The sequence below is a fragment of the Pseudomonas sp. UM16 genome (assembly GCF_050312595.1).
Classification (GTDB): Bacteria; Pseudomonadota; Gammaproteobacteria; order Pseudomonadales; family Pseudomonadaceae; genus Aquipseudomonas.
In genome coordinates this window covers 47731-63507 of record NZ_JBNPJT010000021.1, presented here as the reverse complement: position 1 = coordinate 63507, position 15777 = coordinate 47731, and the positions used below count along the sequence as shown (strand labels likewise).

The 15777-nt window shown below is 60.4% G+C and carries 14 protein-coding genes; 9 read left to right on the top strand and 5 right to left on the bottom strand.

Going from position 1 to position 15777, the window contains the following annotated elements:
* Window positions 1-145: 145 nt before the first annotated feature.
* Window positions 146-3028 (bottom strand): ribonucleoside-diphosphate reductase subunit alpha, encoded by a 2883-nt coding sequence (locus ACQRAX_RS22030; RefSeq protein WP_412041319.1) that lies wholly within the window; start codon window positions 3026-3028, stop codon window positions 146-148.
* 778 nt (window positions 3029-3806) lie between these two features.
* Here ACQRAX_RS22030 and ACQRAX_RS22025 point away from each other — a divergent pair.
* From ACQRAX_RS22025 to fhuF, 3 genes are read left to right on the top strand one after another with little or no spacing between them, the layout of a single operon-like run.
* A complete protein-coding gene (locus ACQRAX_RS22025; RefSeq protein ID WP_412041320.1) occupies window positions 3807-4532 on the top strand; it encodes a response regulator in 726 nt (241 codons plus the stop codon).
* Entirely contained in the window at window positions 4529-6130 is a 1602-nt protein-coding gene (locus tag ACQRAX_RS22020) for an ATP-binding protein (protein WP_412041321.1), read from the top strand. The genes ACQRAX_RS22025 and ACQRAX_RS22020 overlap by 4 nt, the downstream gene beginning before the upstream one ends.
* On the top strand, window positions 6127-6669 hold the full coding sequence (gene fhuF, locus ACQRAX_RS22015) for a siderophore-iron reductase FhuF (protein WP_412041322.1): 543 nt from the start codon (window positions 6127-6129) through the stop codon (window positions 6667-6669). The genes ACQRAX_RS22020 and fhuF overlap by 4 nt, the downstream gene beginning before the upstream one ends.
* A 3-nt stretch (window positions 6670-6672) precedes the next feature.
* Here fhuF and ACQRAX_RS22010 read toward each other — a convergent pair whose 3' ends face one another.
* The gene (locus ACQRAX_RS22010) at window positions 6673-7374 is read right to left on the bottom strand and encodes a 4'-phosphopantetheinyl transferase family protein (protein ID WP_412041323.1); all 702 of its coding nucleotides are present in this window, start codon (window positions 7372-7374) and stop codon (window positions 6673-6675) included.
* A 28-nt stretch (window positions 7375-7402) separates the two neighbouring features.
* A complete protein-coding gene (locus ACQRAX_RS22005) occupies window positions 7403-8197 on the bottom strand; it encodes a dienelactone hydrolase family protein (protein WP_412041324.1) in 795 nt (264 codons plus the stop codon).
* A 142-nt stretch (window positions 8198-8339) separates the two neighbouring features.
* On the opposite strand from ACQRAX_RS22005, the gene ACQRAX_RS22000 reads away from it, so the two are divergent.
* From ACQRAX_RS22000 to ACQRAX_RS21985, 4 genes are all read left to right on the top strand, one after another.
* Entirely contained in the window at window positions 8340-8942 is a 603-nt protein-coding gene (locus tag ACQRAX_RS22000; RefSeq protein WP_412041325.1) for a hypothetical protein, read from the top strand.
* Window positions 8943-9058: 116 nt separating this feature from the next.
* Entirely contained in the window at window positions 9059-9736 is a 678-nt protein-coding gene (locus tag ACQRAX_RS21995) for a response regulator (protein WP_045187444.1), read from the top strand.
* Window positions 9733-11079 (top strand): ATP-binding protein, encoded by a 1347-nt coding sequence (locus ACQRAX_RS21990; protein WP_412041326.1) that lies wholly within the window; start codon window positions 9733-9735, stop codon window positions 11077-11079. Before ACQRAX_RS21995 ends, ACQRAX_RS21990 begins: the two co-directional genes overlap by 4 nt.
* A gap of 290 nt (window positions 11080-11369) precedes the next feature.
* Window positions 11370-12692 (top strand): dicarboxylate/amino acid:cation symporter, encoded by a 1323-nt coding sequence (locus ACQRAX_RS21985; protein WP_412041327.1) that lies wholly within the window; start codon window positions 11370-11372, stop codon window positions 12690-12692.
* A 72-nt stretch (window positions 12693-12764) separates the two neighbouring features.
* On the opposite strand, the gene ACQRAX_RS21980 is transcribed toward ACQRAX_RS21985, so the two are convergent.
* The gene (locus ACQRAX_RS21980; RefSeq protein WP_412041328.1) at window positions 12765-13259 is read right to left on the bottom strand and encodes a SprT family zinc-dependent metalloprotease; all 495 of its coding nucleotides are present in this window, start codon (window positions 13257-13259) and stop codon (window positions 12765-12767) included.
* Between the two features lie 140 nt (window positions 13260-13399).
* Entirely contained in the window at window positions 13400-13999 is a 600-nt protein-coding gene (locus ACQRAX_RS21975; RefSeq protein ID WP_045187434.1) for a Yip1 family protein, read from the bottom strand.
* 271 nt (window positions 14000-14270) lie between these two features.
* Here ACQRAX_RS21975 and ttcA point away from each other — a divergent pair, with 271 nt between their 5' ends.
* Both ttcA and ACQRAX_RS21965 read left to right on the top strand, forming a co-directional pair.
* Window positions 14271-15095: a tRNA 2-thiocytidine(32) synthetase TtcA gene (gene ttcA, locus ACQRAX_RS21970; RefSeq protein ID WP_045187431.1), complete on the top strand. Its 825-nt coding sequence runs from the start codon at window positions 14271-14273 to the stop codon at window positions 15093-15095.
* 5 nt (window positions 15096-15100) lie between these two features.
* Entirely contained in the window at window positions 15101-15772 is a 672-nt protein-coding gene (locus ACQRAX_RS21965) for a DNA-3-methyladenine glycosylase I (RefSeq protein ID WP_412041329.1), read from the top strand.
* Window positions 15773-15777: the final 5 nt, after the last annotated feature.

The window sequence follows — 15777 nt, the reverse complement described above, 5'->3', positions numbered from 1 at the left end:
GGCTCCTCGGTAGGTCGTGGGCAAAAATGCCTTGGACCTGTTATTCGATTGCGTGGGGCAGGGCGGCGGTGCCGCCCATCGCTGGCAAGGCCAGCGCCCACAGAGACTGCAGCGCCGCCCATGAATGAACGGCGCGTTCAGCCTCTTACTGGCAGGCTTCGCAATCCGGCTCGTCGATCGCGCAAGCCTTAGGCACTGGCGCTGGGCCCGCTGCCTGGATCGGCGCGTTGTCGCCACCGCTGGAAACGGCGTTGAGCTTGCCGGTGTTGATGGTCGACTTCTCGGTGCTGGTCGCAGCCAGGGCACGGAGGTAGTAGGTGGTTTTCAGACCACGGTACCAGGCCATGCGGTAGGTCACGTCGAGTTTTTTGCCCGAAGCGCCAGCGATGTACAAGTTCAGCGACTGGGCCTGGTCGATCCACTTCTGACGGCGGCTGGCGGCGTCAACGATCCACTTGGTTTCCACCTCGAACGCAGTAGCGTACAGGTCTTTGAGTTCCTGTGGGATGCGCTCGATCTGCTGTACCGAACCGTCGTAGTACTTGAGGTCGTTGATCATGACCGAGTCCCACAGGCCGCGGGCCTTGAGGTCGCGAACCAGGTACGGGTTGATCACGGTGAATTCGCCCGAGAGGTTCGATTTCACGTACAGGTTCTGGTAGGTCGGCTCGATGGACTGCGATACGCCAGTGATGTTGGCGATGGTCGCGGTCGGCGCGATGGCCATGATGTTCGAGTTACGAATACCTTTTTGTACGCGAGCACGCACCGGTGCCCAGTCCAGGGTTTCGTTCAGGTCGACGTCGATGTACTTCTGGCCACGGGCTTCGATCAGGATCTGTTGCGAATCCAGCGGCAGGATGCCTTTGGACCACAGCGAGCCCTGGAAGGTCTCGTAGGCGCCACGCTCGTCGGCCAGGTCACAGGAGGCCTGGATGGCGAAGTAGCTGACCGCTTCCATCGACTTGTCGGCGAACTCGACAGCAGCGTCGGAACCGTAAGCAATGTGCTGCAGGTACAGTGCGTCCTGGAAGCCCATGATGCCCAGGCCGACCGGACGGTGCTTGATGTTCGAGTTACGCGCTTGCGGCACCGAGTAGTAGTTGATGTCGATCACGTTGTCGAGCATGCGCACAGCGGTGTTCACGGTGCGTTGCAGCTTGGCGGTGTCCAGCTTGCCATCGACGATGTGGTTCGGCAGGTTGATCGAGCCCAGGTTGCAGACCGCGATCTCGTCCTTGTTGGTGTTCAGGGTGATCTCGGTGCACAGGTTCGAGCTGTGGACCACGCCGACGTGCTGCTGCGGCGAACGCAGGTTGCACGGATCCTTGAAGGTCAACCATGGGTGGCCGGTTTCGAACAGCATCGAGAGCATCTTGCGCCACAGGTCTTTGGCCTGGATGGTCTTGAACACCTTGATCTTGTTGTACTCGGTCAGGGCTTCGTAGTACTCGTAGCGCTCTTCGAAGGCCTTGCCGGTCAGGTCGTGCAGATCCGGTACTTCGTTCGGCGAGAACAGGGTCCACTTGCCGTCATCGAAGACGCGCTTCATGAACAGGTCAGGGATCCAGTTGGCGGTGTTCATGTCGTGGGTACGACGACGGTCATCACCGGTGTTCTTGCGCAGCTCGATGAACTCTTCGATGTCCAGGTGCCAGGTTTCCAGATAGGCACAGACAGCGCCTTTGCGCTTGCCACCCTGGTTTACGGCTACAGCGGTGTCGTTGACCACTTTCAGGAACGGCACGACGCCCTGGGATTTACCGTTGGTGCCCTTGATGTAGGAGCCCAGTGCACGCACAGGGGTCCAGTCGTTGCCCAGGCCACCGGCGAATTTCGACAGCATGGCGTTGTCGTGGATCGCGTGGTAGATGCCCGACAGGTCGTCCGGCACGGTGGTCAGGTAGCAGCTCGACAGCTGTGGACGCAGGGTACCGGCGTTGAACAGGGTCGGGGTCGAAGCCATGTAGTCGAACGACGACAACAGGTTGTAGAACTCGATCGCACGGGCTTCTTTGTTTTTCTCTTCCAGCGCCAGGCCCATGGCCACGCGCATGAAGAACACCTGCGGCAGTTCGAAGCGCACGCCATCCTTGTGGATGAAGTAACGGTCATACAGGGTCTGCAGGCCCAGGTAGGTGAACTGCTGGTCGCGCTCGTGGTTGATCGCCTTGCCCAGTTGTTCCAGGTCGAAGTCGGCCAGGGCAGGGTTGAGCAGTTCGAACTCGACGCCCTTGGCAACGTAGGCCGGCAGGGCCTTGGCGTACAGTTCGGCCATTTCGTGGTGAGTGGCGCTGTCGGCCACACCGAGGAAGCCCAGGCCTTCGGCACGCAGGGTGTCCATCAGCAGGCGGGCGGTCACGAACGAGTAGTTCGGCTCACGCTCAACCAGGGTACGCGCGGTCATCACCAGGGCGGTGTTGACGTCGGTCAGGGCCACGCCGTCGTAGAGGTTCTTCAGGGTTTCGCGCTGGATCAGCTCGCCATCAACTTCGGCCAGACCTTCGCAGGCCTCGGTGATGATGGTGTTCAGGCGGTTCATGTCCAGCGGCGCGAGGCTGCCGTCGGCCAAGGTGATGCGAATGCTTGGGTGCGGCTGTACGGACGAGTCTTCAGCGTGAACACGGGTTGCACGCTCTTTGGCACGCTGGTCACGGTAGATCACGTAGTCACGGGCAACTTTCTGCTCGCCAGCACGCATCAGGGCCAGTTCAACCTGATCCTGGATTTCTTCGATGTGGATGGTGCCGCCCGAGGGCATGCGACGCTTGAAGGTCGCGGTGACCTGTTCGGTCAGGCGGGCAACGGTGTCATGGATACGCGACGAAGCAGCAGCGGTGCCGCCTTCAACTGCGAGGAACGCCTTGGTGATGGCCACGGTGATCTTGTCGTCGGTGTAGGCGACGACAGTGCCATTGCGCTTGATCACACGCAGTTGGCCTGGGGCGGTAGCAGCCAGATCCTGGTTCGAATCGGCGGCCTGCGGCGCCTTGGCCTGCGGGTTCTCGCGAGTTGTGTCGGTTTGCATGGGTGTCTCCACGTTCTCTAAGTTTGTGTAGGCGCCTTGTGGGCGCCAACCGTTCCGTCCGAAAGCTCAACAACCGACCCTGACGGCATGCGCAAACGCGGCGCTCCGGCATGCCGAACAGGTCGGGCATACTCACTTCGGGACAGATCAGGAATAAGGGGCAATAACCTGCCGCTCCCTGGCCGAAGTCAAAGGTTTTGAATCCACGACTCAAAACTGTTGCTGTCGGGTGTGCCTATGGCTTGCAACACCCGTACCCGAAACAACACCCTCCAAGGGCTTGCAACGGTGGCCACCGCAGGAGCGGTTTGGCTGCTGAAATCTTCTAAAGTTCAAGCAAAAAAAGCACTGTTTCAGGGCTTGAGTTCTTTGCTTGACTTGTGCTTGGGATTTGCTTCAAACCCCAAGATGTAGTGTTTTGTTTCGATAGGGATACAAGATAATGCGGTCTCGGGGGTATTGCAAGGTCGTCGGCTGTGGATAACTTGTGCGTATTTTGTGAGTGATTTTGCCTAACGCCTTGTAGGCCGCGTCTTAGCGGCAGATGACCGCCTGTCATCCTTTTTTCATCCGCCGGGACTATCCCGATAGAAATTTTAGGGCGCGCACCCTACCACAAATTCACTGGCCTTCCGAGCACACCACAAGGTGGTTGATTGCCGCTGGTGGTGACGGTTGGCAGGCGTCGGTACCCGACGTAGTATCCGGGGCCGATGTTGCCTTTTGGTGAAGCACTGCCCTGGGCACTTTTTATAACAACAAGCCGTCGAGGTGAGCCGTGGAGCAGCAGCGCAGTCAGGTGTTGATCGTTGAGGATGACCAGCGTTTGGCCGACCTGACCCGTGAGTTCCTGCAGGCCAACGGCTTTGCTGTCGAGGTCGAGGGCGACGGGGCCAAGGCCGCAGCGCGGATCATTGCCGAGCAGCCGGACCTGGTGATCCTCGACCTGATGCTGCCTGGCGAAGATGGCCTGAGCATCTGCCGCAAGGTGCGCCAGCAGTTTGCCGGGCCGATCCTCATGCTCACGGCACGCAGCGATGACCTTGACCAGGTTCAGGGCCTGGATATCGGCGCTGACGACTATGTGTGCAAACCGGTGCGCCCGCGCCTGTTGCTGGCACGGATCAACGCCTTGCTGCGCCGCAGTGAGCCGGCTGCTGATAGTGCGCCGCCGCAGTGCCTGCAGTTCGGCCCGTTGCGGGTCGACAACATCCTGCGCGAGGCCTGGTTGCAAGATAACGGTATCGAGCTGACCAGTGCTGAATTCGACTTGCTCTGGCTGTTGGTCAGCAATGCTGGGCGCATCCTGTCCCGTGAGGAGATCTTCACCTCACTGCGTGGCGTGGGCTATGACGGCCAGGACCGCTCCATCGATGTGCGTATTTCCAGAATCCGCCCGAAAATAGGCGACGACCCCGAGCACCCACGGATGATCAAGACCATCCGCAGCAAAGGCTATCTGTTCGTGCGTGAAGCGGCCGAGGCCATGGGCCAGGTGCGATGAACTCGATATTCCTGCGTATCTACGGTGGCATGCTCGCCGCTCTGGTGCTGGTGGCGGTGCTCGGCGTGCTTAGCGTGCACCTGCTCAATGAAGTGCGCGCCAGCCAGTACCGCGAGCGCCTGGCCCACGGCACCTTCACCTTGATGGCTGACAACCTGGTGCCGCAGGACGAGCTGGAGCGCAAGCGTACCCTGTTGATCTGGGAGCGGCTGCTGGGCATTCCGCTTGAATTGCAAAGCTTGGCGGCTGCTGGCATCGATGGTAGTCAACGCAGCCAGTTGCAGCGTGGCCAGGTGCTGGTGGAGAAGACCGGCCCACATGCGGCCAAGGTCATGCGCCAGATCGGCACTGAGGATCTGCTGCTGGTCGGCGTGGTCGAGCAGATCAGCGAGCAACTGGCGCGGGCGACTATTTACCTGTTGGTCGATGAACTGGTGCGCCACCCGATTGGCGAACAGCCCAGGCGTCTGGCCGAGCTCAAGCAAAACAAGGGTTTTGGCTTTGACCTGAGCCTGCGGCGCCTGGAACAGACTGACATGGATGAAGACCAGCGTCGGCGTGTCGATGAAGGTGACACGGTGATGGCCTTGGGCAAGGATGGTGATTCGATCCGCGTCGTTTCCGGAATGGTCGGCACGCCCTGGGTGCTGGAGATTGGTCCGCTGTACCAGATGAACCCCTATCCGCCGCAGTTGCTGGCGCTGATTGCTGTACTTGGCCTGTGCCTGATCGGCCTGATTGTCTATTTACTGGTGCGTCAGCTGGAACGGCGTCTGTCCGATCTGGAAAGCGCCGCCACCCGCATTGCTCAGGGCAGCCTGGATACCCGCGTGGCCGGCGATGATGCCGATTCGGTCGGGCGCCTGGCTGCAGCCTTCAACCGCATGGCCGAACACTTGCAGCGTTCGTTGAGCATACAGCGCGAGTTGGTCCGCGCCGTGTCCCATGAGCTGCGCACGCCGGTGGCGCGCTTGCGTTTCGGCCTGGAAATGATCGCCAGCGCGCGTGACGACCAGGCCCGGGGCAAGTATTTGAGTGGCATGGATGGCGATATCCAGGAACTGGATAAGCTGGTCGACGAAATGCTGACCTATGCCCGTCTCGAGCAGGGGGCACCGGCCCTGCATTTTCAGCGGGTCGACCTCGATGCGTTGCTCGATCAGGTGATCGCCGAGCAGGCACCGCTACGCAGTGACGTCAGGGTCTCGCGTGGGCCGTGCCAGGGTGATGAGCAAGGCGCGTGGGTTGAAGCCGAGCCCCGTTACCTGCATCGAGCCTTGCAGAACCTGGTGAGCAACGCCATTCGCCATGCCGAATCGCAGGTCAGCCTCAGCTATCAGCTAGGTGTGCAGCGTTGCCGGATCGATGTTGAAGACGACGGGCCGGGTGTGCCGGAAAGTGCCTGGGACCGTCTCTTCACGCCGTTCACCCGCCTCGATGATAGCCGTACCCGTGCGTCCGGTGGCCACGGTCTGGGCTTGTCGATCGTGCGGCGCATCATCTATTGGCATAAAGGGCGGGCTTCGGTGAGCCACAGCGAACGCCTGGGTGGTGCGCGTTTCAGCCTGAGCTGGCCGCGTAGCCAGAATGCACAGTGAGTGTCGCGCTCCCACAGCTGCTGGAGCCGGCGCGCTTCGACGCCTTGCTGCTTGACCTGTATGGCCCTGCGCTGATGCCGGCGCAGCGTCCGGTGTTGGTCTCGCAGTGGTCGAAATACTACTTCGCGTTGATCTGGCAGTCGCTGCTTGGCGGTGCACATCTGCCGGCCTTTGCAGTCACCGAGCTGACCCTCGATGGTCGCGGCCTGCCGCTTGCCTTAAGCGCACGCGACGAACACTGCCTAGGGCTTGCGGCGATACTGGCCCAGCACCTGCACCCGTTGGTGCAGGGCCTGGCTGCGGTGGGGCCGGTGGCGCCAGCGGTGCTCTGGGGTAACGCCGGGGATTGTCTGGATCAGGCATTGCAACGCGTTGAAGGTAACGACAGCGGCCTGGGACACTTGCTCAACTCACCCGACAGCCCCTTGTATGCTGCGGTCAGCCTGGATGCAGCGGGGCAGCGCCGCCGTCGAACCTGCTGCCTTAGCTATAAGGTGCAGTGGGTGGGGCACTGCGAACACTGTCCGTTGCTCGCTTAAGGTTCAGACGCTGACCAGGGTCAACAACTGATCATCCTGCAGACAGAACTGCCCGAGCAGTTCCCGCCCGCTATGCCACTGCGGTGACAGGTCGGTGAGCAAGCGCAGGCGTGCCTGACCATCGGCGGACCACTCCAGCACTTCGGCATGCTCGAAGTAAAAGCGTTGCTGAACGATGGGATAGAGGGCCTTGAACAGGCTTTCCTTGAGGGAAAAGGTCAAGGTTACGGTCAGGTCGATTTGCCCACGGTCCATGCGTTGCAGCTCGGCTTCGGTGAGGATCTCCCTGGCCAGGCGCTCGGCGCGGTCTTGACTGAGCAAGGTTTCCTGATCCAGACCGATGCCCTGGCAGTCGCTGGCGCGTGCCACTACCGCCGCCGCCCAACCTTTGCCGTGGGTGATCGAACCACTGATGCCTGCCGGCCAGATCGGCGAACGGTCCTCGTGGGTGCCGGGGATGTACTGGCGACCATCCAGGCGTTGCAGCGCAGCGCGTGCACACACCCTCCCGGCGAGGTATTCGGCCTGGCGCTTGGCCACCGAGCGTTGCAGGTTGGGTGTCTGCTCGATGCCGGCGCGGGCGAAGTCGTCACTGGCCAGTTGGGTCGGGTCGAACGCACAACTGACCAGCACCGCACCGGGGACCGGGCGGGGTAGAGGCCAATGGTGCAGCAGCGGAGCACAACACAGCGGGAGTAGATTCATGCCCGGTATTGTGCCGCTGCGCATACGCTCAGCGGAAGATTTTCTTGAAAAACGCCTGCAAGTCCGCCCACGAACTTTCATCCGCCGCCTTGTTGTAGCCAATATCCGGCCCACCATGTTCGCCATGGCTCAGGCGGTCGGCATCCGGATTGGTAAAGCCATGCTTGGCCCCTTGAAGGGTGACGAATTCATAGCTCGCACCTGCCGCGTTCATTTCTTCCTTGAATGTAGCCACCTGTTCTGGCGTCACCATGCTGTCATTAGCGCCATGCTCGACCAGCACCCGGGCTTTGACGCTGCCTGGCGTGGCCGGGCTGTTGGTGACCAAGGCACCATGGAAGCTGGCAACGCCGGCCAGTGGTTCACCACGGCGGGCGGCGTCGAGTACCACCTTGCCGCCAAAGCAGTAGCCGATCGCGGCGATCCGTTCAGGGTCGGTTTGAGGTTGGATCTTCAACAACTCGACACCGGCATCGAAGCGCTCTGCAGCCGCGTTCGGGTCTTTCAGGGCCGCGGCCATGAACGTCTGGGCATCGGCGGGGTGCTCGGTGTTCTTACCATCGCCATACATATCGATGGCCAGAGCGCTGTAGCCGAGCCCGGCCAGATCGCGGGCGCGTCGCTTGGCGTAGTCATTGAGCCCCCACCATTCATGCACCACCACGACCCCTGGGCGTTTGCCCTCGGCCGCATCGTCGTAGGCGTAGTAACCGACCAGGCGATTGCCGTCTTTGTCCTGGTAGGGGATCTCACGGGTTTGTACGGCAGCCTGAGCCAGGCTGCTGGCGCCGATCAGCAAAGCGGTAATGAGCAGGCGGTGCATGTAGGTACTCCTGTGTGCGCATCAAGGGTTCAGCCAATACAGCTTGTTCAGCCCAGGTTCAGGCAGGGTTCAGCGGCGGTTCAGGACGCTTTCCTTACTCTAGCTCCAACACCTAAACGGCACCTTGCCAGGAGTAAACATTATGAAAGCGCTCAATTCCCTGTTCCTCGCCGTCGCCTTCTTCGGCGCCAGTGCTGCCGTCCAGGCAGCCGACACCACCTTCGCTGGTGTCACCTACGGTCAGACCAGCGACAAGATCAAAAAGTCCGGCCTGCTCAGCAGCAACACCGATCACTTGAACAGCGACGGCATCATCAGCAAGGACGGCACCTGGGGTGTGCGCCTCGGGCAGATGAATGATGATCGCCGCTACTACGTCACCTATGACAACGTCTCCAACGACCACAGCGGCATCAAGATGCGTCAGGAAAACCTGTTGGGCAGCTATGACCTGTTCTACCCGCTAGGCACCAGCACCAAGCTGTTTGGCGGTGCCAGCGCCGGTCTGACCAAGCTCAGCCAGGAATCGTCCGGTTACAGCCGCGATACCGACACCGGATATGCCATCGGCCTGCAAGCTGGTTTGCTGCAGCAAGTGACCGACAATGCCTCGGTGGAACTGGGCTACCGTTACCTGCGCAGCAATGCCAGCACCGAACTGGCTGAGCATGGCGGTTCGAAAGTCGGCACCCTGCGCCTGGACAGCAGTGCGCAAACCTACCTGTCGGCCAACTACGCATTCTGACCTGCACATGAGCATGTTCGAACCGGCCAGCAGGTGCATGGCCGGTTCGCTGTTATTCTGCAGGGCAAAGGTATTTCGCCGGAGCAATGATCCCCGGCCTGGTTAGGGAGGAAACTATGAAACTGCTGGTGGTTGAGGATGAAGCGCTGTTGCGTCATCACTTGCATAGCCGCTTGAGCGAGAGCGGGCACGTGGTCGAAGCGGTGCCCAACGCCGAGGAGGCCTTGTATCAGGCCGAGCAGTTCAATCATGACCTGGCTGTGATCGACCTGGGCTTGCCTGGCATGAGCGGCCTGGACCTGATCCGGCAGTTGCGTTCCCAAGGCAAGAGTTTTCCGATTCTGATCCTCACCGCGCGGGGTAACTGGCAGGACAAGGTCGAAGGCCTGGCAGCCGGGGCCGACGACTATGTGGTCAAGCCGTTTCAGTTCGAAGAGCTGGAGGCCCGCCTCAATGCCTTGTTGCGTCGCTCCAGTGGCTTTGTGCAATCGACCATTGCCGCCGGTCCCTTGCTCCTGGACTTGAACCGCAAACAGGCGACCCTCGACGATCAGCCGCTGGCGCTGACTGCCTATGAATACCGCATCCTTGAGTACCTGATGCGTCATCACCAGCAGGTGGTGGCCAAGGACCGCTTGATGGAGCAGCTCTACCCCGATGACGACGAGCGCGATCCGAATGTGATCGAGGTCTTGGTTGGCCGCCTGCGGCGCAAGCTTGAAGGCAACAACGGCTTCAAGCCCATCGATACCGTGCGCGGGCTGGGTTATCTGTTTACTGAGCGCTGCCGATGATCCGTTCGCTACGTCTGCGCTTGATGCTCGCCGCGGCGCTGTTGGCGCTGTTGTTCATGCTCGGATTGCTGCCGGCCTTGCAGAAGGCCTTCAGCCTGGCCCTGCAGGAGTCGATCGAAAAGCGCCTGGCCTCGGACGTCACCACGTTGATTTCTGCCGCACGCATCGAGAACAATCAGCTGCAGATGCCGGTGTTGCTGCCTGACGAGAAATTCAATCTGCCCGACAGCCGCTTGCTCGGTTATATCTATGATCGTCAGGGCAACCTGGTCTGGCGCTCGCGGGCCAGCAACGATGAAAACATCAACTACACCCCGCGTTATGACGGACGAGGCAATGAATTCGCGCGAATCCGTCAGGATGATGGCGAAGAGTTTTTTGTCTACGACGTCGAGGTCAAATTGCTCGGCGGCAAGAGCGCAGCCTACAGCATCGTCGCCCTGCAACCGGTGCGCGAGTACCAACAGACCCTCAACGGCCTGCGCGAGCGTCTGTACCTGGGCTTTGGTGCCGCCTTGCTGGCCTTGTTGGTGTTGCTCTGGGCCGGGCTGACCTGGGGCTTGCGTTCACTGCGCCAGTTGAGTCACGAGCTGGACGCTGTCGAGTCCGGCGCTCGTGAGGGGCTCAGTGCTGAGCATCCGCGTGAGCTGCTGCGCCTGACCGGTTCGCTGAACCGCCTGCTGCACAGTGAGCGTGAGCAACGTCAGCGCTACCGTGATTCGCTGGGTGATCTGGCCCACAGCCTGAAAACCCCGCTGGCGGTGCTGCAAGGGGTCAGTGAAAGCCTGGGCCAACGCCGTGAAGACCGTGAGCAGGCGCGGATCCTGCAAAGCCAGATCGAGCGCATGAGCCAGCAGATCGACTATCAGCTGCAACGGGCCAGCCTGCGCAAGAGCGGCCTGGTGCGTCACCAGGTAGCGTTGCAACCGCTGCTCGAAAGCCTGTGCAGCACCTTGGCCAAGGTGTACCGCGACAAGCAGGTCAAGGTCAGCCTGGATATCCCCGAGCATGCTGTGGTGCCGATGGAGCAAGGCGCGTTGCTCGAGCTGCTTGGCAACCTGCTGGAAAACGCCTACCGCCTGTGCCTGAGCCAGGTCCACATCAGCCTGCGCAGCGGGCCTGCCGCGCTAGAGCTATGTGTTGAGGACGATGGTCCCGGGGTACCTCCTGACCAGCGCGAACGCATTTTGCAACGCGGCGAACGGCTGGACCGTCAGAACCCGGGGCAGGGCATCGGGTTGGCGGTGGTCAAGGACATCATCGAAAGTTACGACGCCAGCCTTACCCTCGATGATTCCCCGCTGGGCGGGGCGGCATTTCGCATTCGCTTGCCCCTCGACTGACTCGCCGATATCTCGGGCGGATTTTCGCCACCCGAATCCCTTGAGCAAAGACACCGGGCGGAAATCCGCCAAATCAGCTCGCCACAGCTGCAACCTCTTTGTGCACCAACCCTCCGTAAACACGGGGCTTGCACCGATAAAGCGCATTTTGGCATTGGGCTTGCTATTGACCAGACAGAGATCTGCCAGGCAGCTCGACACAACAAATCCCTCCAGTGCAGGAGGGTTCGCGCTTTAGGTACCCCACGCGTCCTGGGAAGGATCGGGGCGGTACACTTGAGGAATTAGCCATGACGACGCGTCAGCCACTGTACAAATCGCTGTATATCCAGGTGTTAGTAGCGATCACCATCGGTATCCTGCTGGGCCACTACTACCCCGAAACCGGCGTTGCCCTGAAACCGCTGGGTGACGGCTTCGTCAAACTGATCAAAATGGTCATCGCCCCGATCATCTTCTGCACCGTGGTCAGCGGCATCGCTGGCATGCAAAGCATGAAGTCAGTGGGCAAGACCGGTGGCTACGCGCTGCTCTACTTCGAAATTGTCTCGACCATCGCCCTGATCATCGGCCTTGTTGTGGTCAACGTGGTCAAGCCTGGTGCCGGCATGCACATCGACGTCAGCACCCTGAACGCCAGCAGCGTGGCCGCGTATGCCGCCGCCGGCGCACAGCAGACCACGGTCGGCTTCCTGCTCAACATCATCCCTAACACTGTGGTCGGCGCATTCGCCAACGGCGACATCCTGCAAGTGTTGATGTTCTCGGTGATCTTCGGTTTCGCCCTGCATCGCCTGGGTGCCTACGGCAAGCCGCTGCTGGACCTGATCGACCGTTTCGCCCATGTCATGTTCAACATCATCAACATGATCATGAAGCTGGCGCCGATCGGTGCCTTCGGTGCCATGGCCTTCACCATTGGTCAGTACGGCGTTGGTTCGCTGGTACAGTTGGGCTATCTGATGGCCTGCTTCTATATCACGTGCGTGCTGTTCGTTGTCGTGGTGCTCGGTGGTATCGCCCGCGCTCATGGTTTCAGTGTGCTCAAGCTGATCCGCTACATCCGTGAAGAGCTGATGATCGTTCTCGGTACTTCGTCTTCGGAGTCGGCCCTGCCACGCATGCTGGCCAAGATGGAGCGCCTGGGCGCGAAGAAATCCGTGGTAGGCCTGGTGATCCCGACCGGTTACTCGTTCAACCTCGACGGCACTTCGATCTACCTGACCATGGCGGCAGTATTCATCGCCCAGGCCACCGACACCACTATGGACATCACTCACCAGATCACCTTGCTGCTGGTGCTGTTGGTGGCGTCTAAAGGGGCTGCCGGGGTTACCGGTTCGGGTTTCATCGTCCTCGCCGCAACCCTGTCCGCCGTTGGCCACCTGCCGGTTGCGGGCCTGGCGCTGATCCTCGGTATTGACCGCTTCATGTCCGAAGCCCGTGCCCTGACCAACCTGATCGGTAACGCTGTGGCGACCGTGGTAGTGGCCAAGTGGGTCAATGAGCTGGATGAAGACAAGCTGCAGGCTGAACTGGCCTCCGGTGGTTCGCCGCTGGTGGATACCCGTCCGGTCGACGACCTGGGTGTGGCGGAAGGCGCTGCCCGCTAACGGCGAGTGGTGTAATGAAAAAGCCCATCTACGGATGGGCTTTTTGCTGCCGGCTGTTGCGCGAGCCGGTCCTTACTCCACCCGCGTCTCGCCGCTATACACCAGAGTATGCCGACAACGCCGACACAAATACCGTCGTCCCTGGCGCACCAGGCTGTGGCGCTGGGCCGAGAACGGGAAATCGCTACCGGCGCAAGGGCAGCGATAAATGTAGCGGGTCACTGTACGGCGTTTGACCTGGTAGTGATGGCAGCGATTTGGCGGCAGTTCATATACCCCGCGCATGATCAGTTGCCACTCCTCGCCATGCGGCTGGATGGTGTCGCCAAATAGCTGGTGGGCAACCAGGTGGGCGACTTCATGGGCCACGGTCTGCTTGAGAAAGTCTTCGCTGTTTTCGCGGTACAGCTGCAGGTTGAAACGCAGCAGGTTTTCATGCAGATGGGCAACGCCGGCCTTCTGACCGCGCAGCTTGAAGCTGACTTCAGGGCGAGGGAAGGGGCGTTTGAAGAAGGTTTCAGCTTGCTGGTAACAGGTTTCGACGCGGGATTTGAGCAGTTCGGGCATATCGGGGAACACTCCTGGCCGACAATTATGCCGCAACCGCAGGGTTGCTGCCGAGCCACCTGTCAGTGCACAGCATCAGGCCACCTTGCGGTGGCCCGATGGTTACAGCGCCTATGTTGCGTGTTTCTAATTAGATGATTCTAGTTGGTATAGACAGGCCCCACGCCTAGTCCCCAAACGATCACGGTGAAGGCCATGATGGCGACCAGCACCACCAGGCCAACCGCCAGTACCGAACTCGAGAACAGGAAGCCTTCATCCGAAGGTATGTTCATGAAGGTCGGCAGGCCGACATAAAGCAGATAAACCGTGTAGCACACGGCTGCCGTGCCGACGATCATCCCCAGCCATAGGTGCGGGTATAGCGCCGCCAGGCCGCCGACAAACAGCGGCGTTGCGGTATAGGTGGCAAATGCGATGCAGCGCGCCATGCTCGGGTTGGCGTCGTAGGTACGCGCCATCCAGTGAATGAACGCACCCATCACCGCCACCCCAGCCAGCATGGCCAGGTACGACATGATGGTCATCCAGAGCGCGCTTTCCTGGGTCAACATGACCGGGGCGCGATCGCCAATGACCCAGCCAACCTGGGTGGTGCCGATAAATGCCGATACCGCGGGGATAGCCGCCAGTATCAGGGTGTGGGTCAGGTACATGTGGCTGATGCTTTCTTCCTCGCCACGGATCTCCTTCCATTCTTGGTCAGGATGGGTAAACAGCCCCAGAACGTGATGGATCATGCCAGTCACTCCTTCCGTTGTTGCCATCGCCCCCCAGTGGAGCGCTTGCGACCCAAAGTGCTAAGGGCCAGAGAATCGAGGTCAGCATTACTGTGGCCTTATGTCGCAGTATAGGAAGGAGTTCGCCGCTTAAAACCTGCTTTTTAGAGCAAATTGCGCTGTCAGGCGGGCGCTTAATCACCTTGCAGTCTTTATCGGATGGGCCTACGCCTACTCGCCGTTTGTGCGTAAAATATGCCGCTTTTGTCATACCTTGCGGATTTCAAGCGCTATGGGCACCCTTTCGGTCAACCAGAACAAACTGCAAAAACGCCTGCGTCGTCTCGCCGGCGAAGCCATCACCGACTTCAACATGATCGAAGACGGTGACAAGGTCATGGTCTGCCTGTCCGGCGGCAAAGACAGCTACACCATGCTCGATGTTCTGCTGCACCTGCAGAAAGTGGCGCCGATCAAGTTCGAGATCGTCGCGGTGAACATGGACCAGAAGCAACCGGGCTTCCCCGAGCACGTGTTGCCGGCTTACCTCAAGGCCCTCGGCGTCGAGTACCACATCGTCGAAAAAGACACCTACTCGGTGGTCAAAGAGCTGGTGCCGGAAGGCAAGACCACCTGCTCGCTGTGCTCGCGCCTGCGTCGCGGCACCCTGTACACCTTCGCCGACGAGATCGGTGCGACCAAGATGGCCCTGGGGCATCACCGTGACGACATCGTCGAGACGTTCTTCCTCAACATGTTCTTCAACGGCACCCTCAAGGCCATGCCGCCGAAGTTGCGCGCCGATGACGGTCGCAACGTGGTGATCCGCCCGCTGGCTTACTGCAGCGAGAAAGACATCCAGGCCTACTCGGATATGCGTGAATTCCCGATCATTCCGTGCAACCTCTGCGGCTCGCAGGAAAACCTGCAGCGTCAGGTGGTCAAAGACATGCTGGTGGAGTGGGAGCGCAAAACTCCGGGGCGTACCGAGAGCATTTTCCGCGGCCTGCAGAACGTGGTGCCGTCGCAGTTGGCTGACCGCAACCTCTTCGACTTCGTCAACCTCAAGATCGACGAAACGGCAACGCCGCGCTTTCTCGACGTGCTGAACATCTGACCGCCATGCGTGATTATCAATGGCTGCATGAGTACTGCCTGAACCGTTTCGGCTCTGCGGCAGCCCTGGAAGCGCACTTGCCCCAGGCAAAAACTGCCGAGCAGCTGCGTGCTATCAGCGCCGACCGCTACCTCTCGACATTGGCCCTGCGCGTATTTCGCGCCGGGCTCAAGCACAGCCTGGTGGATGCCAAGTGGCCGGCCTTTGAGCAGGTATTCTTTGGCTTCGACCCGCAAAAGGTCGTGCTGATGGGGGCCGAGCATCTGGAGCGGCTGATGCAAGACACACGCATCATCCGCCACCTGGGCAAGCTCAAGAGCGTACCGCGCAATGCGCAGATGATTCTCGATGTTGAAAAGCAGCAGGGCAGTTTCGGCGCCTTCATTGCTGATTGGCCGGTGACCGATATCGTCGGTTTGTGGAAGTACCTGGCCAAGCATGGCAACCAGCTGGGTGGGTTGTCGGCACCGCGCTTCTTGCGCATGGTCGGCAAGGATACCTTCATCCCCACCGACGATATGGCCGCGGCCCTGATCGCCCAGGACATCATCGACAAACCACCGACCAGTCAGCGCGATCTGGCGTTGGTGCAGGCGGCGTTCAGCCAGTGGCATGCCGAGAGCGGTCGGCCGCTGTGTCAGCTATCGGTAATGCTGGCGCATACCGTCAATCATTGAGCCGA